Origin of the sequence: Collinsella aerofaciens, assembly GCF_025289055.1 — a bacterium.
In the GTDB taxonomy this organism is placed as follows: domain Bacteria; phylum Actinomycetota; class Coriobacteriia; order Coriobacteriales; family Coriobacteriaceae; genus Collinsella.
In genome coordinates this window covers 43,737-68,189 of sequence record NZ_JAESIQ010000013.1, presented here as the reverse complement: position 1 = coordinate 68,189, position 24,453 = coordinate 43,737, and the positions used below count along the sequence as shown (strand labels likewise).

The 24,453-nt window shown below is 60.6% G+C and carries 18 protein-coding genes; 6 read left to right on the top strand and 12 right to left on the bottom strand.

Features of this window, described 5'->3' with window-relative positions; translation table 11 throughout:
* Positions 1-271 precede the first annotated feature (271 nt).
* On the top strand, positions 272-1,975 hold the full coding sequence (locus JMJ97_RS05365; protein ID WP_260699409.1) for an OPT/YSL family transporter: 1,704 nt from the start codon (positions 272-274) through the stop codon (positions 1,973-1,975).
* Between the two features lie 215 nt (positions 1,976-2,190).
* Positions 2,191-3,330 carry a DUF389 domain-containing protein gene (locus JMJ97_RS05360; RefSeq protein WP_260699408.1) on the top strand — a complete coding sequence of 380 codons (1,140 nt, stop codon included), beginning with the start codon at positions 2,191-2,193 and terminating at the stop codon, positions 3,328-3,330.
* 14 nt (positions 3,331-3,344) lie between these two features.
* Here JMJ97_RS05360 and JMJ97_RS05355 read toward each other — a convergent pair whose 3' ends face one another.
* The 12 genes from JMJ97_RS05355 to JMJ97_RS05300 form a co-directional block, all read right to left on the bottom strand.
* Positions 3,345-5,084, bottom strand: a complete 1,740-nt coding sequence (locus tag JMJ97_RS05355; protein ID WP_260699407.1) for an aryl-sulfate sulfotransferase — start codon at positions 5,082-5,084, stop codon at positions 3,345-3,347.
* A gap of 181 nt (positions 5,085-5,265) precedes the next feature.
* Positions 5,266-6,225 (bottom strand): 3-hydroxyacyl-CoA dehydrogenase, encoded by a 960-nt coding sequence (locus JMJ97_RS05350; protein ID WP_260699406.1) that lies wholly within the window; start codon positions 6,223-6,225, stop codon positions 5,266-5,268.
* 416 nt (positions 6,226-6,641) lie between these two features.
* Positions 6,642-11,423 (bottom strand): 2-hydroxyacyl-CoA dehydratase, encoded by a 4,782-nt coding sequence (locus JMJ97_RS05345; RefSeq protein WP_260699405.1) that lies wholly within the window; start codon positions 11,421-11,423, stop codon positions 6,642-6,644.
* Between the two features lie 11 nt (positions 11,424-11,434).
* Positions 11,435-12,145: a TetR/AcrR family transcriptional regulator gene (locus JMJ97_RS05340; protein ID WP_195362251.1), complete on the bottom strand. Its 711-nt coding sequence runs from the start codon at positions 12,143-12,145 to the stop codon at positions 11,435-11,437.
* A gap of 274 nt (positions 12,146-12,419) precedes the next feature.
* A complete protein-coding gene (locus JMJ97_RS05335; protein ID WP_260699404.1) occupies positions 12,420-12,545 on the bottom strand; it encodes a hypothetical protein in 126 nt (41 codons plus the stop codon).
* A gap of 156 nt (positions 12,546-12,701) precedes the next feature.
* Complete coding sequence (locus tag JMJ97_RS05330) at positions 12,702-13,559, bottom strand: HAD-IIB family hydrolase (RefSeq protein WP_260699403.1); 858 nt, start codon at positions 13,557-13,559, stop codon at positions 12,702-12,704.
* A gap of 114 nt (positions 13,560-13,673) precedes the next feature.
* A complete protein-coding gene (locus tag JMJ97_RS05325) occupies positions 13,674-14,906 on the bottom strand; it encodes an MFS transporter (RefSeq protein ID WP_260699402.1) in 1,233 nt (410 codons plus the stop codon).
* A 130-nt stretch (positions 14,907-15,036) separates the two neighbouring features.
* Positions 15,037-15,699, bottom strand: coding sequence for a TetR/AcrR family transcriptional regulator (locus JMJ97_RS05320; protein WP_260699401.1), 663 nt, complete (start codon positions 15,697-15,699; stop codon positions 15,037-15,039).
* Between the two features lie 74 nt (positions 15,700-15,773).
* Positions 15,774-16,112 (bottom strand): P-II family nitrogen regulator, encoded by a 339-nt coding sequence (locus JMJ97_RS05315; RefSeq protein WP_260699400.1) that lies wholly within the window; start codon positions 16,110-16,112, stop codon positions 15,774-15,776.
* A gap of 207 nt (positions 16,113-16,319) precedes the next feature.
* Entirely contained in the window at positions 16,320-17,597 is a 1,278-nt protein-coding gene (locus JMJ97_RS05310; protein WP_260699399.1) for an ammonium transporter, read from the bottom strand.
* Between the two features lie 198 nt (positions 17,598-17,795).
* Entirely contained in the window at positions 17,796-18,815 is a 1,020-nt protein-coding gene (locus tag JMJ97_RS05305) for a putative ABC transporter permease (RefSeq protein ID WP_260699398.1), read from the bottom strand.
* Between the two features lie 3 nt (positions 18,816-18,818).
* Entirely contained in the window at positions 18,819-19,355 is a 537-nt protein-coding gene (locus tag JMJ97_RS05300; protein ID WP_260699397.1) for an HD domain-containing protein, read from the bottom strand.
* Between the two features lie 228 nt (positions 19,356-19,583).
* Here JMJ97_RS05300 and JMJ97_RS05295 point away from each other — a divergent pair, with 228 nt between their 5' ends.
* The 4 genes from JMJ97_RS05295 (at position 19,584) to JMJ97_RS05280 (ending at position 24,445) form a co-directional block, all read left to right on the top strand.
* On the top strand, positions 19,584-21,365 hold the full coding sequence (locus tag JMJ97_RS05295; RefSeq protein WP_260699396.1) for a 1-deoxy-D-xylulose-5-phosphate synthase: 1,782 nt from the start codon (positions 19,584-19,586) through the stop codon (positions 21,363-21,365).
* 455 nt (positions 21,366-21,820) lie between these two features.
* Positions 21,821-22,816: a glutamate ABC transporter substrate-binding protein gene (locus JMJ97_RS05290; protein ID WP_260699395.1), complete on the top strand. Its 996-nt coding sequence runs from the start codon at positions 21,821-21,823 to the stop codon at positions 22,814-22,816.
* Positions 22,817-22,955: 139 nt separating this feature from the next.
* A complete protein-coding gene (locus JMJ97_RS05285; protein WP_006234894.1) occupies positions 22,956-23,615 on the top strand; it encodes an amino acid ABC transporter permease in 660 nt (219 codons plus the stop codon).
* Positions 23,612-24,445 (top strand): amino acid ABC transporter permease, encoded by an 834-nt coding sequence (locus JMJ97_RS05280; protein ID WP_117770082.1) that lies wholly within the window; start codon positions 23,612-23,614, stop codon positions 24,443-24,445. The genes JMJ97_RS05285 and JMJ97_RS05280 overlap by 4 nt, the downstream gene beginning before the upstream one ends.
* Positions 24,446-24,453: the final 8 nt, after the last annotated feature.

Genomic DNA, 24,453 nt, shown 5'->3' with positions numbered 1-24,453 from the left:
ACGGAAAAGAGCCGCCCTTTCGGACGGCTCAAACTGTAATGGGGCTATTTTAGCTACCCCAATATGTCGGTTGATACTTGCCCCAATCCCAGATAATTCGTCGACTGTCAAAGGGTAGCTAAAATAGCCCCGTCTCAAAATGACTACCTTGCAGCTATACTGGTGCGCGGTCGCGCGCGAGCTCACGCGGCGGCCCTTGGTAACCCGACTTCCCGCGCCGTATCCGTAACGGCGCCCCCGGGGGAAGCGGATATACGCAAAGGAGTTCTATATGAGCAATCCCTCGAACCGCGCTTCGATGCGCGGGCAACTCACGCTGCGCGGCGTCGTCATCGGCGTCCTTGGCTGCGTGATCATCACGGCAAGCTCGGCCTACACCGCCCTCAAGATGGGCGCACTCCCCTGGCCGATCGTCTTCGCTGCCGTCATCTCGCTGTTCTTCCTTAAGCTCATGGGCAACGCCAGCCTCAACGAGGCCAACGTCACCCACACCATCATGTCCGCAGGCGCCATGGTCGCCGGCGGTCTGGCGTTTACCATCCCGGGCGCCTGGATGCTGGGCTATGCCGACCAGATCAGCTGGCTCGACATGTTTATCGTGGCACTCGCCGGCACTATCCTGGGCCTGCTGGCCACGGCACTCATCCACCGTCACTTTATCGTGGACGCCGCGCTTGAGTTCCCCACCGGCAACGCCGCAGCTCAGACCCTGCGCGCGACCGAGGCCGGCGGCAAGACCGGCAAGCAGCTCTTTGGCTCCATGGCCATCGCCGGCATCTACAGCGTGCTGCGCGATGCTCTGGGCATTGTGCCCAGTATGCTGTGCACGCTCAATATCCCCGGCGTGACCTTTGCCATCTACAACTCACCCATGCTGCTCTCCGTCGGCTTCCTTGTGGGCTTCGCCCCGGTCGCGTTCTGGTTTGCCGGCGCGCTGCTGGGCAATTTTGGCATCATTGTCGGCGGCACCGCTGCCGGTCTGTTTGACGTTATGACCGCACAGGGCATTGTTAAGTCCCTGGGTATGGGCCTCATGATGGGCTTTGGCGTCGCCGTCGTCCTCAAGGACATCTTGCCGCAGGTCGCCGGTATCGTCCGCGGCCTCGCCGCCGACAGCTCCACCGACACCGACGAGCAGTCGCTCATCTCGGGCTCCCTTAAACTCGACGCCGGTATCATCGGCCTGGGCGCTGCCGCCATCGCCGTGATCATCGCCATCGTGCTCGACCTTGGCCCCGTTCCGGCCGTCATCGTCACGCTGTTCACCTTTGTCACCACCATCATGAGCGCGCAGAGCTGCGGCCAGACGGGCATCGACCCCATGGAGATCTTCGGCCTCATCGTCATGCTCATCGTTGCCGCCTTCGCGCAGCTCGCTCAGGTCAAGCTGTTCTTTATCGCCGGCATCGTGGCCGTAGCGTGCGGCCTTGCGGGCGACGTCATGAACGACTTCAAGGCCGGCGCCGTGCTGGGCACCAACCCGCGCGCGCAGTGGGTCGGCCAGGCCATCGGCGGCATCGTGGGCGCCCTGGTCGCCGCCGCCGTCATGGTCGCGCTCGTCACCGCCTATGGCCCGGACGCCTTTGGCCCCGACAAGAGCTTTGTGGCCGCACAGGCAAGCGTGGTCGCCACCATGGTCTCGGGCATCCCGAGCGTACCGTGGTTCGCAGGCGGCTTTATCGCCGGCATCGTCATGTACTGGCTCGGCATTCCGGCCATGATGATCGGCCTGGGCGTGTACCTGCCGTTCTACATGTCGCTCACGGCCTTCCTGGGCTCCTGCGTTAAGCTCGCCTACGACAAGTGGGCCGCACACCGCGACGTCACCGCCGGTCTTTCGGACAAGGAGAAGGCCGCCAAGGACGCCGCCTTCCAGGAGCAGGGCCTGGTTGTCGCCAGCGGCCTGCTCGGTGGCGAGTCCATCGTCGGCGTTATCCTGGCGTTTGTCTCTGTTGGTCTGAGCCTGCTGGGGTAGGCCGACCAACAACGCACCAGCGCAGAGCGCGGGGTCGGAATCAAACCGGCCCCGCGCTTTTTTATCTATTCGACTCTTATGATCCTCACGGCGTTTTTAGTCATGCCGATTGGCCTGACTTCCAGGTCAACAAACCCTGTCTGACACCTTGCTCAACGCGGTGTAGAGTAAAGACGACGGGCGGGATACGCGGCACGTGCCAGAACGAGGTGGACATGGAACTCGATAAACAACAGCTCAAGCGACTGCGCGAGCGCCATCATCGGCGCCATGGCATCCGCCCCGCCCACAGCGAGGCCATGGAGAACGCAAGCCGCTTTCTAAAGCGGGCATTCAACATTCGCGAGGGACGCGCGCCCTATCACGTGATTCGCAAGCGCTTTGTAAACGGGGCGCGCCTGACTGGCTCACACTTATGCATCTTGATCATTGCCATGTTGATCGCGAGCATCGGCCTCGATATCGACTCGGATATCGCCATTGTAGGCGCCATGCTCATCTGCCCGCTCATGGGCTCGGTCCTTGCCATGGCATACGGCATCGCCACGCTCGACCGCGAGATCACCCTTGAGGCCGTCGCGAGCTTGGCTCTACAGATGGCCTTTTGCCTGGTCACGTCCACGTTGTACTTTAAGCTCTCGCCCCTTGGCACCACCACGGCCGCCATCATCGACAATTCGACACCGACTGTGTGGGACCTTGCCGTCGCGCTCGCGGGCGGCTTTGCGGGTGGCCTGGGCAACTCGCGCGACCAGGAACCCGCCACGCTCATCGCCGGGGTGGCTGTGGCGACTGCGCTCATGCCGCCCCTGTGCGCGGCGGGCTATGGCATCGCCATCGCAAGCGGGTCACTGTTTCTCTCGGCGCTTTACGAGTTTGGCATCAACGTGGTCTTTATCGCACTCGCGGCCGAAGCCGTTCTGCTTCTTTTGCGCGTGCCACTCAAGCGCGACCTGAACGGCGACGGTATTGTGACTGCTGAAGAAAACGCCGAGGTCGACGAGCTATCACGCAAGGTGCGCCGCCGCATCATTGTGGGCACGGTAGTCTTTGCCATCCCCTGCATCGTTATGACGGCGGGTTCCATTGGCTCGGCGCAGGCCGGCGTGCAGGACGGCTACGGCGTGACCGAAACCACGCGCGAGCTTGCGGCGGTGCTGCCAGGCTTTAAGGATTACACCGTCGCCGTCGAGACCTCGGCCACCGAAGGCGATGAGGAAGGCATCGTCGAGCGCGAGATTGTCGCCCATGTGACAACGAGCGAGGCGCTTGGGGCACACGACCGCCGTATCGCCCGCAAGCTCATCGACCTCAATGTGCCCGAGCTCGATCGCGTGGAGTTCGATGTGAAGTGATGCGGAGCGCGGCCCTACAGCTCGTACTTGTACACGCGATAGATGTACTTCTCGGCTTCCATCTCGTAGGTGGTGATGGGCAGACCGTAGCGGTCGTACTCGGTAAAGGTCTTGGCCTGACCCGAAGCCACGAGCATGTTATTTGAATCACCAACGCGCTGCGCGCTGCTCACATAGCCCGAAAACGGCACGGCGATCTGGTCCTCAAGTTCGTAGGTGCGCGCCGTCTCGTCCACTGTAAAGATGCGCCCAAACGAATGCGTGCCCTTGTTGTAGTCGGTCACCACCGCGGAGCCCAGCTGGCCCCAGTCGAACTTGGGATAGCTTTCGGCCGCACCAAAGTTGTTGTCGTACAGCAGCACCTGATAGCGACCGGTCGTTGCCGTGTCATAACTCGGCAGATACGTCACGCTGTGCTGGCCCGCGTTGAGCGAAAAATCGCCCTGGGCCTGCAGCAACTTGTCCTCAAAGCCCGAGCCGGCCCAGAAATCGGGCGAGCCCATGAGCCAATCGACCGTGGGTGTGCCGTAGATATCGGTAAGCTTGATGACCGTCGAGGTCTCGCGTGAGCTGAGCAGGACGGTACTGTCGCCGAGCCACTGGATCGTGTTGATATGGATCCAATCCAGGTCGCCGTCCGAGGCCACCTTGGCGCGCGCCTTGAGGTCGGGGAAGATATCGCCCAGGTCCATGGCGAGAGAGACGCCGCCCGTTGCTATGTCGATCTTGATGATGAGGTCCTCGACGTTAACGCGCTCGCCCTTGTCCTTTTTAGCGGCCGCGCGGTCGACGTCCAAGTCGGCCTCGGAGCCGGCGTGACTTGCCAGAACCAGCAGGTTGCCATCGTCATCGAAAGCGTAATCGTGATGCAGTTCGTAGTCGCCCGTGCTCCAGACGTTTACCACCTGGCCGATGGCGTTGATCTGGGCCATCTTGGTAGTCGAGACGCTCATGATCATGCTGCCGTCGCCCGGAAACAGCAGGCGATGGCTGCGGTAGCCGATGATCGGCACCTCGCCGCGAATCTGACCCGCATTGTCGTAGAGGTACATAAAGTCGAGCTTGGACGAGTCGTTGCCCAAGATGGTAAAGAGGCCATCGGCAAGCGGCGTATTGGACTCCCCCGCCGTGACGGTGAGGCGTTTCTCCTCCTCACCCTTGAGCGCGGGCGTCTCAATCGTGAACGTCGAAATTCGACTGGCGCCATCTTGCGCCGTGCAGGTGAGGGTCACCTTGTTTTTATGATTGGGAATGAGGCCGATGACCTTGAACTCGTGATCCGTCGCCGGCGTATCGCCGCCGCGAGGCGTACGGGAAAAGGCAGCCACTTTGGGGGAATCAGCGAATTTCTTACGGCCGGCGACCTCGTAGGTGACGGTTACGGGGTCCGTCGTTGCAAAACGCACGTAGCAACTCAGGGTATCGGTACCAAAGGGATCGGCTTTGACAAACGGAGCAGTTTCGTCGTAGTCGCCTGCGGCGTACTCGGCATCGAGCTGTTCTTTGATGGCCGTCTGTTTCTCGACGTTGTAGGTCGCGACGATCTGATTGTGGACTTTCTTCTGTTCGTCGGTGAGTCCGTCGTCCGCGTTGGACATATCGTTCGCATCGGCTCCGGCAGCAGAGCAGCCTGCAAGTCCCGCGCTCGCCAGCGCCAACGCGCCCGCCGCCGTGCCCGCAAGGACAGCACGGCGCGTGAGCGGCCAGCCGCCTTCGTTACTCGATCCCATGTCGTCACCATCGAAGAGTTCCATCGCTGCCGTTTCCTTCATATTCCAGGGCACTTGCCAAGCTCTGTCCAATTATGGCTCGCAGCTTAACAAACGCCCCTTAAGGCTAGCTTAGGCCCGCGGCAGCCGGAGCCGTTAGCCGCAAGACGCACAGGGGACGCAGGAATACGATGATCCGTTTTCCTCCGTCCCCGAGGGATCATTTTTAGTACTTGAAGAAGCCCTCGCCCGAACTTTCGCCCAGCTTGCCTTCGTCGAGCATCTGCCTGAGAACGGAGGCCATGGCCTTAAAGTTGTAGGGCATCATCATCTTTTTGAGCAGCGGGCTCACTAGGCCCGGGACCTTCTGATACTGCATAACAATGTTGTAGGCCGTCTGGATGCCCACCGTGTCGAACACGCGGAACGGACCTTTGGGTGCGCCGGTGCCGCGCGTCCATGCGAGGTCGATGCTCTTGGGGTCACTCACGCCCGAGACATACAGGTCAAGGCCCGAAAGCAGCCACGGCACCAGCATGGAATTGAGCAGGTAGCCGTTCTTTTCCTTGTTGACGGGCAGGGCAAGCATGCGGATATCGTTGGCAAAGTCGACGAGCTCGTCGAAGTAGCGCTTGTCGGTTTGGCTCTGGGCCATGACCTCGGTCATGTTGTTCTTCCAGATGGAGTTGGCAAAGTGCAGCGACAGGTACTTCTCGGGGCGACCAGTGTACTTGGCAAAGGTGCTCGGCAGCAGCGTGGAAGAGTTGGTGACGATGACGGTCTTTTGCGGGAGAACCGGGGCGAGCTTCTTGTAGAAGTCGATCTTTGCCTGGGTGTCCTCGGCCATAGATTCGATGACCAGGTCGGCGTCGGCCACTGCCTTGGCGAGGTCGAGCTCCAGCTTGAGTGTGGAGTAGGCACGCTCAACGGCGGCGAGCGCCGCCTCCCTGTCGAAGGGCTGGTCGCTATCGGCGATGCCGGCACACCACTCGCCCGTACCGTCCGCCATACCCTCGATTGCCGCGATGTACTCCTCGCGTACATGATTGATCTTGGGCTGGGTGCGGCCGATACTGCCCTCGCTGCGCAGCCAGATCGTCGCATCAAAGCCGCAGTAGGCAGCCTGAAAGGCAATCTGGCTACCCAACACGCCGCCGCCAGCAACGCAAACGGTCTTGTAGCTCATGGAACGGTCCTCTCTTACGTAATTCCATAGATGTGTATTTATTCAACCGTAAGAGGGCTGCACGTCGGGCATGGGTTCTATAAACGGACGGTAATTTGCGGCAAACGGCTACATATGTTCATTATCTCAGGGTTCCGAGGGCGATTTTTTGTGCCACCGAGACGTCGTTTGCGGAAGTATGCGGCAAATTCCGGAACCCTTGAGCACACCCCGGTTTTCCGCCAATAAAACCGCAGGTACAGAGCTTGTACATATCCGGTATGCTCGGCCTATTCAGATTTTGCCGCATACTTCCGAAATCTAAGTTCGCAAGGGGTAATAGCCGGGGTGTTTACGCAACATATGTCCAGCAAAAACGGGTGGTAGCCGGTACGACTACCACCCGTTTGCCTCATATCTAGCCCAAAGCAGGCCAGCTACTTCTTAATGCCGCGTCCCAGGCGCTCAGCGACCGACGCCACGGCGCTCTCATCGACCGAGCCGCAGCTCACGCAGCCGTCATGGGCACGCATCTGGCCGGTGACCTCGTCCATCGCGAGCGGCGCCACCTTCTCGAGCTTAAAGCCCTTGCCGGCGCGCATATTCTCCTTTGCCACACTAATCATGAGCTTAATGCGGTTGAGCTGGTTGACCTCGGATGCACCGGGGTCGTAGTCCACCGCGACGATGTTGCTCTCGGGATGTTGGCGGCGCAGCTCCTTGATCACGGCCTTGCCCACCACGTGGTTGGGCAGGCACGCGAAGGGCTGTGTGCAGATGATGTTGGGCGCACCGTGGTCGATCAGATCGAGCATCTCGGCCGTGAGCAGCCAGCCCTCGCCCATGTTGTTGCACACCGAAAGCACCGTGCGGGCCTTGTCGGCCATGGTGCCAATGCGCTCGGGCGCCTCAAAGCGGCGGGACTTTTCGAGCATCTCCTCCACCGGCGTACGCATCCAGTCCACGAGCCTGATGAGCGCCTGCATGCCCGCGCGCGTGGTAGCAGAGCTACCCAGCTCGTCCTTCTGCAGCTCGGCGTTGCTCATGGAGTACAGGAAGAAGTCGAGCAGGCCCGGTACCACGGCCTCGCAGCCCTCGCGCTCGATAACGTCGACCACGTGGTTGTTGGCCGTGGGGTGGAACTTGACCAAGATCTCGCCGACCACGCCCACGCGCGGCTTGGTGCCCTCGCCCACGAGCGGCATGGTGTCGAACGCGCGGATGGCTTCGCGGCACAGCTTGGTGTAGTTGTGGCGGTTAAACTTGGGCGCCAGCTTGCGGGCGCGCGCCATGTACTCCTCGTAGAGCGCATTGGCGGCGCCGGGCGTGGCCTCGTACGGGCGGCAGCGGTAGAGCATCTGCATCATCACGTCGCCAAAGAGCACCGCGTAGACTGCCTGCTTAAGCAGCGCCGGCGTAACCTTAAAGCCGGGGTTGTCCTCGCCGAGCGCCGCGGCCGAAAGCGAGATTACCGGAATCTCGGGGTGGCCGCTCTCGCGCAGCGCCTTGCGGATGAGCGCGATGTAGTTAGTGGCACGGCAGCCGCCGCCGGTCTGGCTGATGACCACGGCCGTCTTGGACAGGTCGTACCGACCGCTCTCGATGGCCTCCATGATCTGGCCCGTCACCAGAATCGACGGATAGCAGATGTCGTTGTTCACATAGCGCAGGCCGGCCTCGACGGCGTCGTGGTCGGTCGAGGGCAGCAACTCCAGGTTGTAGCCGGCACCGCGGAACACCTCTTTGACCAGGTCAAAGTGAATCGGTGCCATCTGCGGGCACAGGATGGTATAGCCCTCGTCGCGCATCTGCTCGGTAAAGGGCACCTTGGGCCACGCGGTCGAAGCACTCTCGCGCTGCGCCTCGAACGTGTACTTACGGCTCGCGAACGCGGGAGCATCCGTAGAGGGCGCCACCGGCGCGGCATCGCCCTGCTCATAGGCCTCGCCCGCGGCCGTAGCCTCGGCCAAGCGCTCGGCTTCCTGATCCTTGAGCGCGGCCATGAGCGAGCGAATGCGGATGCGCGCGGCGCCCAGGTTGGACACCTCGTCGATCTTGAGCACGGTGTAGATCTTGCCGCTGGCCTCCAGGATCTCCTGCACCTGGTCGGTGGTCAGGGCGTCCAAGCCGCAGCCGAAGGAGTTGAGCTGAATCAGGTCCAGGTCGTTGCGCATCGTCACAAAACGGGCGACGGCGTACAGGCGGCTGTGATACATCCACTGGTCGACGACGCGGATGGGACGCTCGGGCTTCACCAGGTGCGCAAGCGAATCCTCGGTAAAGACCGCAAAGCCAAAGCTCGAGATAAGCTCGGGCAGGGCGTGGTTGATCTCGGGGTCGTTATGGTAGGGGCGGCCGGCGAGTACGATGCCGTGGCCGCCGTGGTCCTCGACCCACTTAAGAGCCTCCTCGCCCATGGTCTGGATATCCTCGTGGAAGCGCGCATCGGCCTCAAAGGCAGCGTTGACGGCGGCATCGACCTCGGAGCGCGTGATCTTGGGACCGCGCACGCGACCGCGACCGGCCTCAGCATCGGCCACGCGGTCGACGGCGAGCACCTGGTACAGACGGCGCTTGAGCTCGGTCTTGTCGTGATACGGCACAAACGGATACAGGAACTCGATGTTCTGCTCGCGGATCTCGTCGATGTTGAGTGCCAACGCCGTGGGGTAGCTCATGACGATGGGGCAGTTATAGCAGTTACCGGCGGTCGGATCCTCCTTGCGCTCCCAGCGCACGCACGGCATCCAGATAAAGTCGACGTCACGGTCGATAAGGTTCATCACGTGGCCGTGGCTCATCTTGGCCGGATAGCACACGCTCTCGGACGGCATGGACTCGATGCCCGCCTGGTAGGTCTTTTTGCTCGACTGGTCGGACAGCTGCACGCTAAAGCCCAGGCGCGTAAAGAACGCATGCCAGAAGGGGTAGTTCTCGTACATGTTGAGTGCGCGCGGGATGCCGACGGTGCCGCGCGGGGCCTCGTCGGGGCTCAGCACCTCGCGGTTAAACAGCAGATCGTTTTTCTTTTTGAAGAGGTTGGGGGCCTCGGTCTTCTGCTTTTTGTGGCCGGCGCCCTTCTCGCAGCGGTTGCCGGTGATAAAGCGCCTGCCGCCGCCAAAGTCGTTGACGGTGAGCTGGCAGTTGTTGGAGCAACGGCCGCAGCGGACATGCTTTTGCGTCACGGTGAGGTGCGCGATGTCCTCGGCTGAAAGGATGGTCGAGATGCCATCGGCGCCGGCGCGATCGCGAGCGAGCAGGGCCGCACCATAGGCTCCCATGCAGCCGGCGATGTCGGGACGCACGGCATGAACGCCGGTGAGCTGCTCAAATGCGCGAAGCGTGGCGTCGGACATAAAGGTGCCGCCCTGGACGATCACCTGGCTGCCGATCTCCTTGGGGTCGCGCAGCTTAATGACCTTGAACAGGGCATTCTTGATGACGGAATAGGACAGGCCGGCCGCGATGTCGCCCACCGTGGCGCCTTCCTTTTGCGCCTGCTTGACGCGCGAGTTCATAAAGACCGTGCAGCGGCTGCCCAGGTCGACCGGGGCCTTGGCATGGATGGCAGCGTTGGCGAACGCGCGCACGTCCATGTTCATAGAGACGGCGAAGCTCTCGATAAAGCTACCGCAACCCGACGAGCAGGCCTCGTTGAGCATGATGTGCTCGATCACGCCGTCCTTGACGCGCAGGCACTTCATGTCCTGGCCGCCGATGTCCAGGATGAACTCGACGCCGGGCAGGAACGCCTTGGCGCCGCGCAGGTGCGCGACGGTCTCGATCTCGCCGGAGTCGGCCTTGAGAGCCTCGATGAGCAGCGCCTCACCGTAGCCCGTGGTGGTCACGTGGCCGATGGTGCAGCCCGCGGGGATGTGGTTGTAGAAATCGGCCATGATGACCTTGGCCGTGCCTAGGATGTCGCCGTTGTTGTTGCCGTACCAGGTGTGCAGCAGCTGACCGTCCTCGCCCACGAGCGCGGCTTTCATGGTGGTGGAGCCGGCGTCGATACCGATGAACACGCGGCCGGTGTAGCCGTCGAGCTTGCCCTTGGGGACGACTTCCTGGTCGTGGCGGGTCTTGAACTCGGCAAAGTCCTCGTCGGTGGCAAAGAGCGGATCCAGACGCTCGACCTCGGCACCCTGCGTGTCACCCAGGGCATCGATGGCCCCGATGAGCTGCGGGAACGTGCTGAGCTTGTTGGACTCGTGCGCCATGGCGGCGCCGCTCGCCACAAACAGGTGAGCGTTTTGGGGCACGATACGGTGCTCCTCGTCCAGATTGAGCGTGAGGTAGAAGCGGTGGCGCAGCTCGGAGAGATACTGCAGCGGGCCGCCCAGGAAGGCGACGTTGCCGCGGATGGGACGGCCGCACGCCAGGCCCGAGATGGTCTGGGTCACGACAGCCTGGAAGATGGAGGCGGCCACGTCCTCGGGGCGGGCGCCCTCGTTGAGCAGCGGCTGCACGTCGGTCTTGGCAAAAACGCCGCAGCGGCTGGCGATGGGATAGATGGTGGTGGCGTTGGCCGCGAGTTCGTTAAGGCCGCTGGCGTCGGTGTGGAGCAGGGTTGCCATCTGGTCGATGAACGCACCCGTGCCGCCGGCGCAGGTGCCGTTCATGCGCTGCTCGATGCCGTTATCGAAGTAGATGATCTTGGCGTCCTCGCCGCCCAGCTCGATAGCGACATCGGTGGCCGGGATGAGGGTCTCGACGGCACGCTTACTGGCGATGACCTCCTGGACAAACTCCAGGTCGAGCCACTGGGACAGCAGAAGGCCGCCCGAGCCGGTGATGGCGCAGGTCATCTGGGCCGTCGGCAGCACGGTCGCAGCGCCCTCGAACAGGTCGCGGGCGCAGGCACGGACATCGGTGTGGTGGCGCTGATACTTGGCGTAGACAATCTGGTTGTCGTCGTTGAGCACAGCGAGCTTAACGGTAGTGGAGCCCACGTCGATGCCCAGGTGCAGGTTGCCGCGGGCGGCCTCGGGGTTGAAGATCGCGCCTTCGGGGGCCTGGGCGGCGGCTACGGGCTCAGCGGCGGTGGCGGGCTCGCTGACGACGGACGTCTCCCCTGCCACGTTCTTGGCATCGGCAACTGCCTCGGCAACTTTCTCGGCAGCCGCGGTCGCGGCCTTCTGCGCGGCGTCCACCACGGCGGGCGCGGCCTCGCGCGCAGCAGCGACCATGCGGTCCTTGATGCCCTCGACGAGTTTGCTCATTGTCTCTCCTCTTAGTTGTTGGACTCGACGGTTGCGGTGGTGTCGACCGCGTCCTCGAGCTGCAGATTCAATAGCTTCATGCCGTATTCCGGCACGTTGATATCGATGGGTTGGCCATACAGGTCGCCGGGGCGCACAAAGGCGATAACCGTCATAATGCGCGCCATGGTCTCGGGCGATTCGGTGAGCCCACGCTCAAACCAGCGCTGAATCAGGCCGACCTCGGCACTCACGACATAGGTAACGTAGTAGTCAAAGAAGGTGCCCAGTGCCAGGCCCAAGATGCCCGTCTGTGCACGCGGCACCACGGCCTCGCGTGCGGTATCGATGATCTTTTTAATAAAGGCGGGGTCGCCGCCCGGGCCCAGTAGGGCCCCGATAAGGTCGCGATTAGCCGCAAGATAGCGAAGCAGCTCAACCGAACCGGGTGCCGGCTCGAGCTCGTCGATGTTGCGGTAAAGATCGGGTAATTGAGCTGCGGTGATAAGCTCCACCCGCTCGCGAATCTCGGCAAGCAGGCCGTCCTCGATCTGGCTGATAAAGTCGGGGATATCGCGGTAGTGCGAATAGAACGTTCGACGCGTAAGACCGGCGCGCTCGGTGAGCGACGCGACGTTAATGCGCGAAAGGTCGCCGCTTTCGGCAAGCTCGCTGGCAAGCGCCTGGCGAAGGGCGCGCTGCGAGCGAAGGGACCGGCGATCACATTTCTCGAGCTGGGACAAGCGTCCTCCTTGTTACTCAGACTGTACGCTATTGCACAGTGCGAGTATTATTGCACACCGTGTGTATCAACACGTAAAGGCAATATTTGGAATGTGACAAAGGGCAGTCCCTTTGTCACATTCAGCGACCGCCTAGGTTGTGCCAGTTGTGCCTGGCTTTTGGAGCGGCATTGCCAATTGTTCAAAATGTCATTCGTGGGTAGAATAGTGTCGACGGCAGCCCAAGTTCTGGAAAGCTGGGCAGCGCCGTTGCTTGGATTAAGGGGTCAACGCCTTAGCGGCGGCGACCCCTTTTACGTTGCTTCGAACGTTGCTTGAGTGCCTCGGAAAGCCCGACGAGCGCCGTGGAGAACGAGACCAAAGCGGTCAGAAGTCTCACGAAATCAATCAGATCGGTCATGGGCATCACCTCCCATCAGATGGAGGGCGTTGCCCGGCACATGGAACTGCCGCCAACAGTATCAATTCTATCAAAGCGCAGTTAGATATGCGAATGTTTGTTCGTATTTCAAGAGACCAGCGTCACCTGTGACAAAGGGGCTGTCCCTTTGTCACATTATTCGATTACGGTGCAGGAATTCTGCTTGTGCATGGTGGCAAGCATGTGTTTGGGAACGGCGTGGGCCATGCAGCTACCGATAGTCGCGCTTGCGGCGGCCTTGGCCGCGTCACTGCCGTTTTTGGTCGCGTAGCTGTGGCGGAAGCGTTTGAGCATGGCAATGTCGTTGCCGCCGTCGCCGTAGACCGCGACCTCGTCCTCGGCAATGCCGTAGTAGCCCGCCAGCCAGGCCACGCTCTCGCCCTTGTTGCATGCCACATCCGTGATCTCAAACATCACCGGGTCAAACGGCGCGTTGACCACGCGGTCCGAGCGCTCGGCCAAATACGCCTTAAGGTCGCGCTCCAGCTCGGGCGAGATCACACGGCAGTTGATCTTGCACACATCGTGGCGCAGAATGTCACCGATCGACTGGTCGAAATACTGTTCCTCGTGATACCCGCCACGTGCACGCATGCCGCGCATCACGATGCGCTTGATAGGACTGTCCTTTTTAAAGCCCGCCTGATGCATCTCGAACGAGCCGCTCGAGAACATGCCATCGGGCGTGGAGCAATCAAAGCAAATGTCCGGGAACTCCTTGAGCAGCTCCTCGGTGATCTGCGGATCGATGGTCCAGGTCTTGAGCACCTCGCCATGACTGTCGCGCACAATGGAGCCGTTAGAGCAGCAGGCATCGAGCGCCAGCCCCGTAAAGCCATGTTCGCCGATCGGCAACGTCGAGCGCCCGGTCGCAGGAACCACATGCAGGCCAGCCTCGGTCAGCTCGCGAATGGCACGGCGGATGGTCCCATCTGCCTCGTGCAGGGCGTTCAGCAGTGTTCCGTCTAAGTCACTCGCAAACATCTTGATCATGGGCATGTCTCTCCTTCGTCTGCACGATATTGTAGACGAGAACGGACATACCCAAACAATGCCGTTCCGACGCGACGTGCCACTGCCTCCACAAATTCACGGTGCCCCAGCGCGTTAAGACAATCGCCACAAGCGACTTTTCAGCCGATAAAACAGCGCCGTCGTCAACGTCAGCACCGCCAACATGCCTGCGAATACAATCGCCGGCGTCCATCGATCATATGCGAGTCCGTAAATCAATTGGCCAATAGGCGTTGCACAGGAAAGCGTCATATAAACGAGTGCCAGCACTTTCCCGCAGAGTTTCTTTGGCGCTGACCGCTGAACGAATGAAACGATTTCGACCGATGTAATGCTTGCCCACGCCATGACCCATGCCGAGCCGGCCGCAAGCGCGGCAAACGCCAGTTCATCAGGACCGCTCAGTAGCGTAACAATAATCGGTACGACTCCAAAACAGATCATCGCAACATATCGACATATGCCATTGAGAGAAAAGCGATGCGGCCAAATGCCGACCAAGCCACTGCCGGTAAGACCACCCAAGCCCAGAGCAACCTCAACTATCCCAACGCAGGACGATTGCATGCCGAGATGCTTTGCAACAATAATGGGAGCGCCAATCGTTAGCCCAACCAACGCAAGGTTCAAAACTGCCGCAAGCAAAATCACGGCGACCAATGATGAATTTTGCAACAGATACCGAATCGACTCCCGAAAATCGTTTCGGCATGTCGTACGAGTCGCGCAGTCTCCCATCGTTTCAGATGAGGCATTTTGCTTGAGTGCGCCCCCAAACAGCAGGGCTGAAATCGCAAACGTCACCGACGCGGTTGCGCAAAGAGTATCGATACCAAAGCACCCATAGACTGCCGTCCCGACTACAGGCCCCAAGATATTACTCATCATGGTTATCTGCGAGACCAACGCAGTGGCACGCTCAACCTTTTCTTGGCCCGTCATGCGCACCGTCTCAATTTGAAGCATCGGTTTCAGCAGCGATTGGATGCCATATTGGACGCAAAGCATTGCTGCCACGACAACAGCAAGAGGCAGCGAACGCTTCACGAGGATAAACAGCGGTGATGTAGCCATCAGAACAATGCCGAGTACCACAAGAACCCCGCGACGTCTTCCCCGATCCGCCAAGATTCCGCCAGCCGGAGTCGCGAGCACGCCTGGTATGAACGCTATCGCCGCGACGGCACCATATAACGTTGATGAGCCGCTGCAGTCGAACAAGTAAAGCGGGCACGCAAAGCACAGTGCCGACAACATCGAATACGCGCACAGCTGTGCAACAAGAAGGCCGAAAAGCCTGATAGATCGCCCTGTTTTTTGCGCCAACGAGACATTGCTCCTCCGCATTCCAGCCATAAGCCTGCCCCCTATACATACCATTAGTATGTATTTAATGACTTGAAAAGGGCAGCCGTGGCTACCCTTGCAAATCAATTACATACCGTCAGTATCTATATTACCACCCAGCACGGTTCCATACGTCCCAAATCTGGGCCGTTGTCTGGAGCACTTCATTACCCAAATCAAGCCCCACCGCGGCCGCCATCTGCGCCAAGCATTGCGCGCGAGCGAGCATTCGGTCCTTGGATTCAAGCGGACGGAACAATGGCAGCAGCCAAAGATTCGCCAACAACGAAACGGCCTCCGCCGCTTCGCGCGGGCATTCGCACGCAATGGAACCGTCGGCGATGCCCTCCTCGATCACTGGCAAGAGACAGCCATCGGCCGACTCGTCAAACGAGCCCTGGTACTGCATCGCCAGTAGACGCGAACTTTTTACCGGATCCGCCGCAGGATGCATGCGTGCCCATAGCTCAATTTGTGGAACGACGGACTCGGGCGCGTACAGTCGCTTGAGTTTTTGGGCTCCGGTCATATTGCCAGCACCGAGCGTCGCGCGGCGGCGTTCAACAACGGGAGCCATCGCCCGATCAAATGCAGCGTTGAAAATCTCTTCTTTACTTTTGAAATGATGGTAGATGGCACCTTTGGTCATCCCATCGAGATGGTCGACGATATCTTGGATGCTCGTTCCCTCATAGCCCTGTGCACAGAAAAGTTGCAGTGCCGCGTCGAGAATCTTCGCGACCGTCTCTTCAGGATATTTATTGCGACCCATAATCATTCCATCCGCAATGCAAGTCTTGTGCTTCACTGCACTATTTTAACGTTGAGGATGGCAGACGGTCGGCCCTACACCGCGGCGGGGCCGTATTCGCCGGTACGGATGCGGATGACTTCCTCGACCGGCTCGACCCAGATCTTGCCATCGCCGACGGCTCCGGTGCGAGCGGCGTTGCAGATGATGTCGACAATGCCATCGACGTGCTCATCGGCGCAGATAAGGGTGAACTGCACCTTAGGGATCGTGTTAACAAGCAACTCGTTGCCGCGCACGTATTCCTTCCAGCCATGTTGCGCACCGCAGCCCTGCACCTGGTTGATAGTCATACCACGAACATCGGCAGCAAACAGCGCATCTTTAAGAACCTCAAGCTTTTCCTGGCGCACGATAGCCGTGATCTTTTTCATAATGAATTCCTCTCAATAATCAACGTATCCCTTTACATGAGACGCGGGTTTCCCAGGTGTCGCAAACCAACCTCAGAGATCAAAAAGTTCAACTGACTGGTCTTAGCAGGTTTCCCAAGTGCCGCAGATTGCCGTGAAAGAGGAGCGAAGCGTACTTAAGTACGTGAGCGACGATTGAACGGAAAGGTGCGGTACTTGGGGAAGCTGCTAATCGAGTCCGGAGAACGAAGGATATGCGCTCTCGCCGTGCTGACTTGCATCCAGGCCCAGTGCCTCGTCGGCCTCATCCACGCGCAGGCTACCGTGGAACAGCGCCTTGACCACCGCGGCGATCACCAAATCGAGCACCAGCACAATAGCGACCGTCACCACAATGCCCAAGATCTGAGAGATGAGCAGCGACACGTCGCCCGTGTAGAACAGACCGCCCTTACCGGTCCACGAAAGCTCCGGCACACAGAACAGGCCCGTGAGCACGCCGCCCAAGATGCCGCCGATACCGTGGCAACCAAACGCATCGAGTGCATCGTCGTAGCCAAACTTGGTCTTAAGATGGCTGATAGCCAGATAGCAGACGGGCGATACGATCAGACCCATGACCAGCGCTGCCCACGGCTCGACAAAGCCCGCACCCGGCGTGACCACCACAAGACCCGCAACCAGACCGGTGTTGGCACCCACCAGCGTGGGGCGGCCGGTATGCACGCGCTCGACGGCAAGCCACGAAACCATGCCCGCCGCGCTGGCCGTCACGGTGTTGAGGATGGCAAGTGCCGCCACGGCGTCGGCCTTAAACTCGCTGCCGCCGTTAAAGCCGAACCAGCCAAACCAAAGCAAGCCGGCGCCCAGCGCCACAAACGGTACGTTATGTGGACGGTAGCTCACCATGCCAAAGCCACGACGACGGCCAAGCTTTAAGCAGAGGATCAGGCCGGTAAGACCAGACGAGATGTGTACCACGTCGCCGCCGGCAAAGTCGAGCGCGCCGATAATGTCACCGATAAAGGAGCCATCGCCGCCCCAGACCATGTGGGCGAGCGGCGCATAGGCCACAAGCAGCCAAATGCCTAGGAAGGCCGTCATGGCACCAAACTTAACGCGGCCGGCCAGGCTGCCCGTGACGATAGCGGCAGTAATCATGGCAAACGCCATTTGGAAGGCGATGTTGATAATCTGAGGGTAGACGGCACCGTCCGCAGCATTGTCCTCGGCCGCCTGCAGCACCTGGTTGAGCACCGGCAGGCACAGCAGCTGGTCAAAGCCTCCAATAAACGGGCTCGAGCCGTCGCCGCCGTAGGCCAGCGACCAGCCGGCAGCAATCCACAGCACACCGACCAGGCCAATGGCGCCAAAGCACATGAGCATGGTGTTGATGACATTTTTACGCCTGGACAGGCCGCCGTAGAAAAACGCCAGACCCGGTGTCATTAAAAACACGAGCATGGTGCAGATGAGCATAAACGTTGTCGATCCCGTATCGTACATTCGCTCTCCCTTGGTCGCATGAACGTTGTCGGCGCCCATAATGCGGCCGAGAGGCAACTGGTGTAGACCAGATACGGCGTTGTTAAACGCGGCGTTGTCGAATGGAAACGGCGCCGCAATCTTGGAAACGGCGCGGCAACGGACGCGAAACGAACGGGAAATACGCGAGCAAGGAAGCCGTGAGTGCGCCCGTCCCGGCTAGTGGCGGAACAGCTCGCGGGCTCGGTCGCGGAGATTAGTTGCTCGAATGACACCTTCGTAGCGATTGATGCGCAGACGCGGGAAGGCGTTAAAGAAGCGTAGGTCGCGGCGGCTGAGTGACACGCTCGGCACCGGACGGCTTATGCGCTTGCCGGCAAGGCGACGACTGAGCGACGGACGCGGCATGCTCGGCGCGGCATCGGCCACGCGGCGGGCAGCGAGCGCCAGGCCGCGAGCACCATCCGAGATAAACGTCGGCATCGAAGCCTTCTCACGAAGGGCATCGAGCGTCGCGTCGCCCAGCTCGGCCAGCCACGCGTTAACGGCACGGCTACGGATGTGCGTCTGTGTCACCGAGTCAATCGTCGATTCGGGAATGCGCTCGAGCATTGAGTCCGAGGCATCGGCAAGCGATTCGTTGATGCGATCGGCAAGGTCGGCGCGCACGCGCTCCAGCTGATCGGACAGACGCCGCCAGCTCGCCAACGAGCACGCCGCGTCGACCATCATCGCGACCGCGACGATAAAGGCGGACAGCCGCACAATCAGCACCGGCAGATGGCCAAGCAGCCCCAGCAATGCGGGCTCCACTAAACGGCAAATACACAACGCACCCAAGCCAAACGCGCAGGCCCAGTACAGACAGATGCGTCCGTGCAAGTTAAACGGCAGGTGCGAGTAATCCCAAAAGCGAGCGCCCGTTGTTTTTTCCAACAGCACGCCTACGCTGTACTCAATCACGCTGCATACGAGCGCTGCAGCGACAAACTGGCTCGACGCGTCAGGAATCCCGCGCAACAGCAGCCAGCAGGCAATGCCGCCCGCGCCATAGATGGGGCAACACGGCCCCAGCAAAAAGCCGCTGTTGGCAAAGCGTCCGTGGTTGAGCATGGCGCATACTGTCGACTCCCATGCCCAGCCGCAAAACCCGTAAAAGGCAAACGAGAGCACCAGTGCCGAGAGCGGGCAGGCGGCAAGCGTCGCGCCGCCAAACGCCATATCAATCGCGGTTCCCACCGTCTACCCTCTCCTCTTTTCGCTCGATGCTTTGCTCACGCTATCGTCCGTCTCGTCCCTGCGCGGCAAGCGGCCGGCGATCGTCTCACGCAGAGCACACCATTTATCCGCCAGACAAACAATCCACGCCTCGCGACACGTCGGCGGCACCGGCACCAGCGGAAACATATGCCGCACGATAATATTCCGCTCTCGCGGCGTCAGCTCAAAATCTTCCTCGGCACGCGCCAGGGCAAAAAACGGATGTCGAAATCCGTGCAGGCGATGACTCGGGTTGGGGTCGTGCCAATCGTAGAGAAAGTAATCGTGTAACAAGGCTCCGCGCAGCAACGAGGCACGGTCGACCGAAATGCCAGCACGGGCCAAGCGCTCGGCAAAGGACAGGCTCGCCCGCGCTACCGAAGTCACATGTGCATAGACCGTCACGTCGCCATGCTGGATAAACTCGCGCGTCAGGTCCAAGCGGCCCGCCTGGGCCAGCTGGCGGGCGGCATAGTCGACCTCGTGCGCGATTTTCTCGGCACGAACGGCATCGGACATGCTGCCTCCTTCCAGCGGCTCATGGCGACAAGCCACGGCCTGTGCACAATCGATAAAAACATCATGGAACACATCAGTATGGCATCGGACAAAACGTTTTGCCCCACCAGTTGGCGAATTACCGCGCCGCCGTCACATATCAAACGCCAAAATGTGCGAGACTGTCTTGTGCAATTGTGCCGGCCGAGGGAGTGCCGGCGCACGATTCGCATGGAGTAACCCACAACGATGCTGCTTACGCAAACGACAACGCCCGAGGACGTCAAGGCTCTCGACCGCGCCGAGCTTCCGCTGCTCTGCGGCGAGATTCGCCACGCCATCCTCGAAAGCTCCGCCGCCGTCGGCGGGCACGTTGCCCCCAACTTGGGCGTCGTTGAGCTCACGGTCGCGCTCCATCGCGTGTTTAACTCCCCCACCGACAAAATTGTCTTTGACGTGTCGCACCAGACCTACGCCCACAAGGCGCTGACCGGGCGCGCGTACACCTATATCAATCCGGAACGTTATGGTGAGGCTTCTGGCTTTGCCAATCCCAACGAGTCCGAGCACGACCTGTTCGCCATGGGCCATACCTCCACGTCGGTGAGCCTGGGCTGCGGCCTTGCCCACGCGCGTGACCTGGCGGGCGACACGTATAACGTCATCACCATCATTGGCGACGGCTCGCTTTCGGGCGGCCTGGCGTTTGAGGGCTTTAACAATGCCGCCGAACTCGATAGCAACCTGATCATCATCGTCAACGATAACGACCAGTCCATTGCCGAGAACCATGGCGGCCTGTATCGCAATCTGGCCGAGCTGCGCGCCAGCAACGGTGCCTGTGAGCGCAACGTCTTCCGCGCGATGGGGCTCGACTACCGCTATCTGGACGCCGGTAACGATGTGTTGGCCCTCGTCGACGCGTTGCAGGAACTGCGCAATATCGATCACCCCATCGTGCTGCACGTCTCTACCGCCAAGGGCAAGGGCTTTGAGCCAGCCCAGAGCGACCCGGAACGCTGGCACCACGTGGGTCCGTTTGACATGGCGACTGGGCGCAAGCTCTGCCCGGGCCATCCGAGCGAGCCCGCACCGCGCACCTATGCCGATATTACGGGCGAGGCGCTCAGCACCGCCATCGAGCGCGATTCGCAGGTCGTGGGCATCACGGCCGCCACGCCCTACATCATGGGCTTTACACCCGAGCTTCGCGCTGCGGCAGGTAAGCAGTTTGTCGACGTGGGCATTGCCGAGGAGCACGCCGTAACTTTTGCCACCGCGCTTGCGCGCTCGGGCGCCAAGCCAGTCTTTGGTGTGTACGGCACGTTTTTGCAGCGCGCCTACGACGAGCTGTGGCACGACCTGTGCCTCAACGATGCCCCCGCAACCATCTTGGTGTTTGGCGCGTCGATCTTTGGCACCACATCCGAGACGCACCTCTCGTTCTTTGATATTTCCATGCTGGGCGCTCTTCCCAACATGCGCTACTTGGCGCCGGCCTGCATGGAGGAATACCTGTCCATGCTGAGCTGGTCGCTCGACCACCGCGAGCATCCCGTGGCGATCCGCGTACCGGGCATTGGCCTGGTTAGCCGCCCCGATTTGGCGCCCGCCGAGGACACCGACTACAGCGCCGTTCGCTACAACGTGGTGCGCCAGGGCCGCGACGTTGCCGTGCTCGCGCTCGGCGATTTCTTTGAGCTAGGCGAGCGTGTGGCAAACCGCTTGGCCGCCGAGTACGGTATCGAAGCCACGCTCGTCAACCCGCGCTTCGCAACCGAGCTCGACCGCGAGTTCCTCGACAGCCTTGCCGCCGAGCATCGCGTCGTCGTCACCCTCGAGGACGGCATCTTGGACGGCGGCTGGGGCGAGCGCGTGGCGTGCTACCTGGCCTGCACGCCCGTGCGCACGCGCACCTTCGGCATCGCCAAGGGCTTCCCCGACCGCTACGACCCCAACGAGCTGCTCGCTCAGAACGGCATGACGGTCGAGAACATGGCCGCCGAAGCCGTAAGGCTACTCAACGAGTAAGAAAACCTCCGCAAGGGAAGCACCCCTGCGGAGGTTTTTATTTTCGCGACGCGATTATCTCAATCTGTAACATCTAGGGCCCGAATTTCCGTCTAACTGTTACAGATCTAGATAAGACGTCGTAGTCCCAGACCTTTGTCTCAATCTGTAACAGATAGGGACCTTTTGACCGTCCAGATGTTACAGATTGAGACATTCGAATTCCCCTGAAGAGAAAATCTCAATCTGTAACAGTTAGAACCCATTTCCTCGTCTACCTGTTACAGATTGAGACAAAGCAGCGAGGCAGGCCGTCACATCTGCAAGAACCACCACAAAGGTGCCTGTCCCTTTTTGGTAGGTAGAATAACCCATAAGACAAGTATGTTTCTGAGTTATTTCGTGTTGACCCATTTGAGCGCAATAGGGTATAACTCTACTCAACCACTAGGATTTTTTGAGAAAGGTGTTCTACCATGAGCAAGAACCTCTCCCAGCAGGTCGTTCTCGACCGCCGCGGCTTCGTTGCCGCCACCTTCGCAACCGTCGCCGGCCTTGGTCTTGCCGGCTGCTCCGACACCAGCGCCGAGGCCGACAAGGGTTCCGCCGCCGGCTCCTCCAAGGGCTCCGAGGATACCGAGGTTTCCGCTACGCTCGATGCCAAGGCATTCGACAAGCTCGTCGACAACGGCCCCAAAGCCGACGACGATGCCATCGCCGCCAGCACCTGGGCCACGGCCGTCAAGGACGCCGGCGTCTTTAAGATCGGTGGCGTTCAGACCTCCACGCTCTTCTCCCTCCTCAACGAGAAAGACGGTCAGACCCGCGGCTTCGATGCCGGTATCGCACAGCTCCTGTCCAACTACATTCTGGGCGAGAACAAGGTCGAGATCACCCAGGTGACCTCGGACACGCGCGAGTCTGTCCTGCAGAACGGCCAGGTCGACGCCGTCTTTGCCACCTACACCATCACTGACGAGCGCAAGAAGCTCGTCTCCTTCGCCGGCCCCTACTACTACACGCAGCAGGCCATCCTGGTGCTCGCCGATAACGACGACATCAAGAGCGTCGACGACCTGGCCGACAAGAACGTCGCCGTCCAGTCCGGCTCCAACGGCCCCGCCATCCTGGAGGAGTTCGTTCCCAAGGCCAGCCAGCAGGAGTTCAAGACCGACGAGGAGGCCCGCCAGGCACTCCAGCAGGGTCGCGTTGATGCCTACGTCATCGATAACAACATGCAGCAGAGCGCCCTGGTCCGCGAGCCCGGCAAGTACAAGATCGCCGGCAAGCCCTTCGGCAGCAAGGAGCCCTACGGCATCGGCCTGCCGCTCGATTCCGACGGCGTCGCCTTTGTCAACGACTTCCTTAAGAAGATCGAGGACGATGGCACCTGGACCGAGCTGTGGCAGATCTGCATCGGCGACCGTACGGGCGACACCAACGTTCCCGAGCTGCCCGAGGTCGGCGCCTAAGCTCGCAAGCTGGGCATCAGCCGCTGCGAAACCATACGGAAACGCACGATTCGCTTTATTGCGCTAAACTGTTTCCTCACTGAGTTGTCGGGGCTTCCGTACACACGGGAGCCCCTTTCCTTATCGGCGGGAGGTCCGCATGAGTCTCTCCGAACTCTGGTCGCTCTATGGCCAGAACTATATCGACGCGCTGCTAGCAACCTGGGGCATGACGCTTGAGTCGTTTGCCATCGCCATGGTACTGGCCGTCGCCGTCACCGTAATGCGCGTGTCGCCGCTCAAGCCGCTGCGCGTCTTTGGCGACCTGTATGTCCAGGTCTTCCGTAACATCCCCGGCATCGCGCTGCTTATCATCGTCGTCTACGCGCTGCCGCCGCTCAAGGTCGTCCTACCCTACCGCACCTGCGTTATCGTCGCCACGGTCCTTTTGGGCTCGGCCTTTGGTTCCGAGAACTTTATGAGCGGCATCAACACCGTCGGCGTCGGCCAGGTGGAAGCCGCCCGCTCGCTGGGCATGAGCTTCAATCGCATCCTCGCCAAGATCGTGATTCCGCAGGCACTGCGCTCGAGCGTATTGCCCATGACCAACCTCTTTATCGCCGTCATGCTCACCACCGCGCTCGGCAGCCAGGTGCCGCTTAAACCGCAGGAACTCACCGGCGTGGTGAGCTACATCAATACCCGCTCGCTCGGCGGCGTCGCCGCGTTCTTTATCTCGGCGCTCGGCTACCTGGGCACGGCCTTTGTGGTGAGCCACATTGGCAACTACATCGATAAGAAGGTGAGGATCCTCCGATGAGCAAGCATTCCACCTCCGCGCTCACCATGCGCGATGCGCTCTACGAGGCTCCCGGCCCCAAGATGCGCGCCAAGATTCGCATCGGCACCGCCATCTCGCTTGTTGCTGTCGCCGCGCTCGCCATCCTGGTACTGCAGCGCTTTTATGTGACCGGTCAGCTTTCGGTCCACTATTGGTATTTCTTTACGCACCTCACTACCTGGAAGTTCTTGCTTGCCGGCTTTGAGGGCACCGTTAAAGTCGCACTCACCGCTGGCGCCATCGCGCTGGTGCTGGGCTTAGCCCTTATGCTCGGCCGCACCAGCGGCATCAAGCCGCTACAGCTGGTCTGCCGCGTGCTCACCGATTTCTTCCGCGGTGTGCCGAGTCTGCTGTTCATCTACTTCTTCTTTTTGGTGCTGCCCCAGTACAAGATCGCGCTACCGTCGTTTTGGATGCTCACGCTTCCCGTCGCGCTCGCCGCAGCTGGCGTACTTGCCGAGATCTTCCGCGCCGGCGTCAATGCCGTGCCGCGCGGTCAGGTCGAGGCAGCCCAGGCGCTCGGTCTCTCCAAGGCCAAAATCACCTTTAAAATCGTGTTGCCGCAGGCTATTCGGTTTATCATTCCGTCCTTGATTTCACAGCTTGTGGTCGTAGTCAAAGACACCACCGTCGCCTATGTGGTGAGCTACCCCGACCTCATGCAAAATGCCCGTGTGCTCATTACCAACTACGACGCCCTCGTGTCGGTCTACCTGGTTATCGCGGTCATCTACATCCTCATCAACGTCGCGATCAACAAGGCCGCTGTCTACGTTTCGCACAAGACCGGCGCGACCATCATCCGCTAACGCTTTAC

Bases quoted from the DNA above. Each gene is read 5' to 3' on its own strand.
- JMJ97_RS05365 (WP_260699409.1), top strand. From the start codon at position 272: ATGAGCAATCCCTCGAACCGCGCTTCGATGCGCGGGCAACTCACGCTG.
- JMJ97_RS05360 (WP_260699408.1), top strand. From the start codon at position 2,191: ATGGAACTCGATAAACAACAGCTCAAGCGACTGCGCGAGCGCCATCAT.
- JMJ97_RS05355 (WP_260699407.1), bottom strand. From the start codon at position 5,084: ATGGAACTCTTCGATGGTGACGACATGGGATCGAGTAACGAAGGCGGC.
- JMJ97_RS05350 (WP_260699406.1), bottom strand. From the start codon at position 6,225: ATGAGCTACAAGACCGTTTGCGTTGCTGGCGGCGGCGTGTTGGGTAGC.
- JMJ97_RS05345 (WP_260699405.1), bottom strand. From the start codon at position 11,423: ATGAGCAAACTCGTCGAGGGCATCAAGGACCGCATGGTCGCTGCTGCG.
- JMJ97_RS05335 (WP_260699404.1), bottom strand. From the start codon at position 12,545: ATGACCGATCTGATTGATTTCGTGAGACTTCTGACCGCTTTGGTCTCG.
- JMJ97_RS05330 (WP_260699403.1), bottom strand. From the start codon at position 13,559: ATGATCAAGATGTTTGCGAGTGACTTAGACGGAACACTGCTGAACGCC.
- JMJ97_RS05320 (WP_260699401.1), bottom strand. From the start codon at position 15,699: ATGGGTCGCAATAAATATCCTGAAGAGACGGTCGCGAAGATTCTCGAC.
- JMJ97_RS05315 (WP_260699400.1), bottom strand. From the start codon at position 16,112: ATGAAAAAGATCACGGCTATCGTGCGCCAGGAAAAGCTTGAGGTTCTT.
- JMJ97_RS05310 (WP_260699399.1), bottom strand. From the start codon at position 17,597: ATGTACGATACGGGATCGACAACGTTTATGCTCATCTGCACCATGCTC.
- JMJ97_RS05300 (WP_260699397.1), bottom strand. From the start codon at position 19,355: ATGTCCGATGCCGTTCGTGCCGAGAAAATCGCGCACGAGGTCGACTAT.
- JMJ97_RS05295 (WP_260699396.1), top strand. From the start codon at position 19,584: ATGCTGCTTACGCAAACGACAACGCCCGAGGACGTCAAGGCTCTCGAC.
- JMJ97_RS05290 (WP_260699395.1), top strand. From the start codon at position 21,821: ATGAGCAAGAACCTCTCCCAGCAGGTCGTTCTCGACCGCCGCGGCTTC.
- JMJ97_RS05285 (WP_006234894.1), top strand. From the start codon at position 22,956: ATGAGTCTCTCCGAACTCTGGTCGCTCTATGGCCAGAACTATATCGAC.
- JMJ97_RS05280 (WP_117770082.1), top strand. From the start codon at position 23,612: ATGAGCAAGCATTCCACCTCCGCGCTCACCATGCGCGATGCGCTCTAC.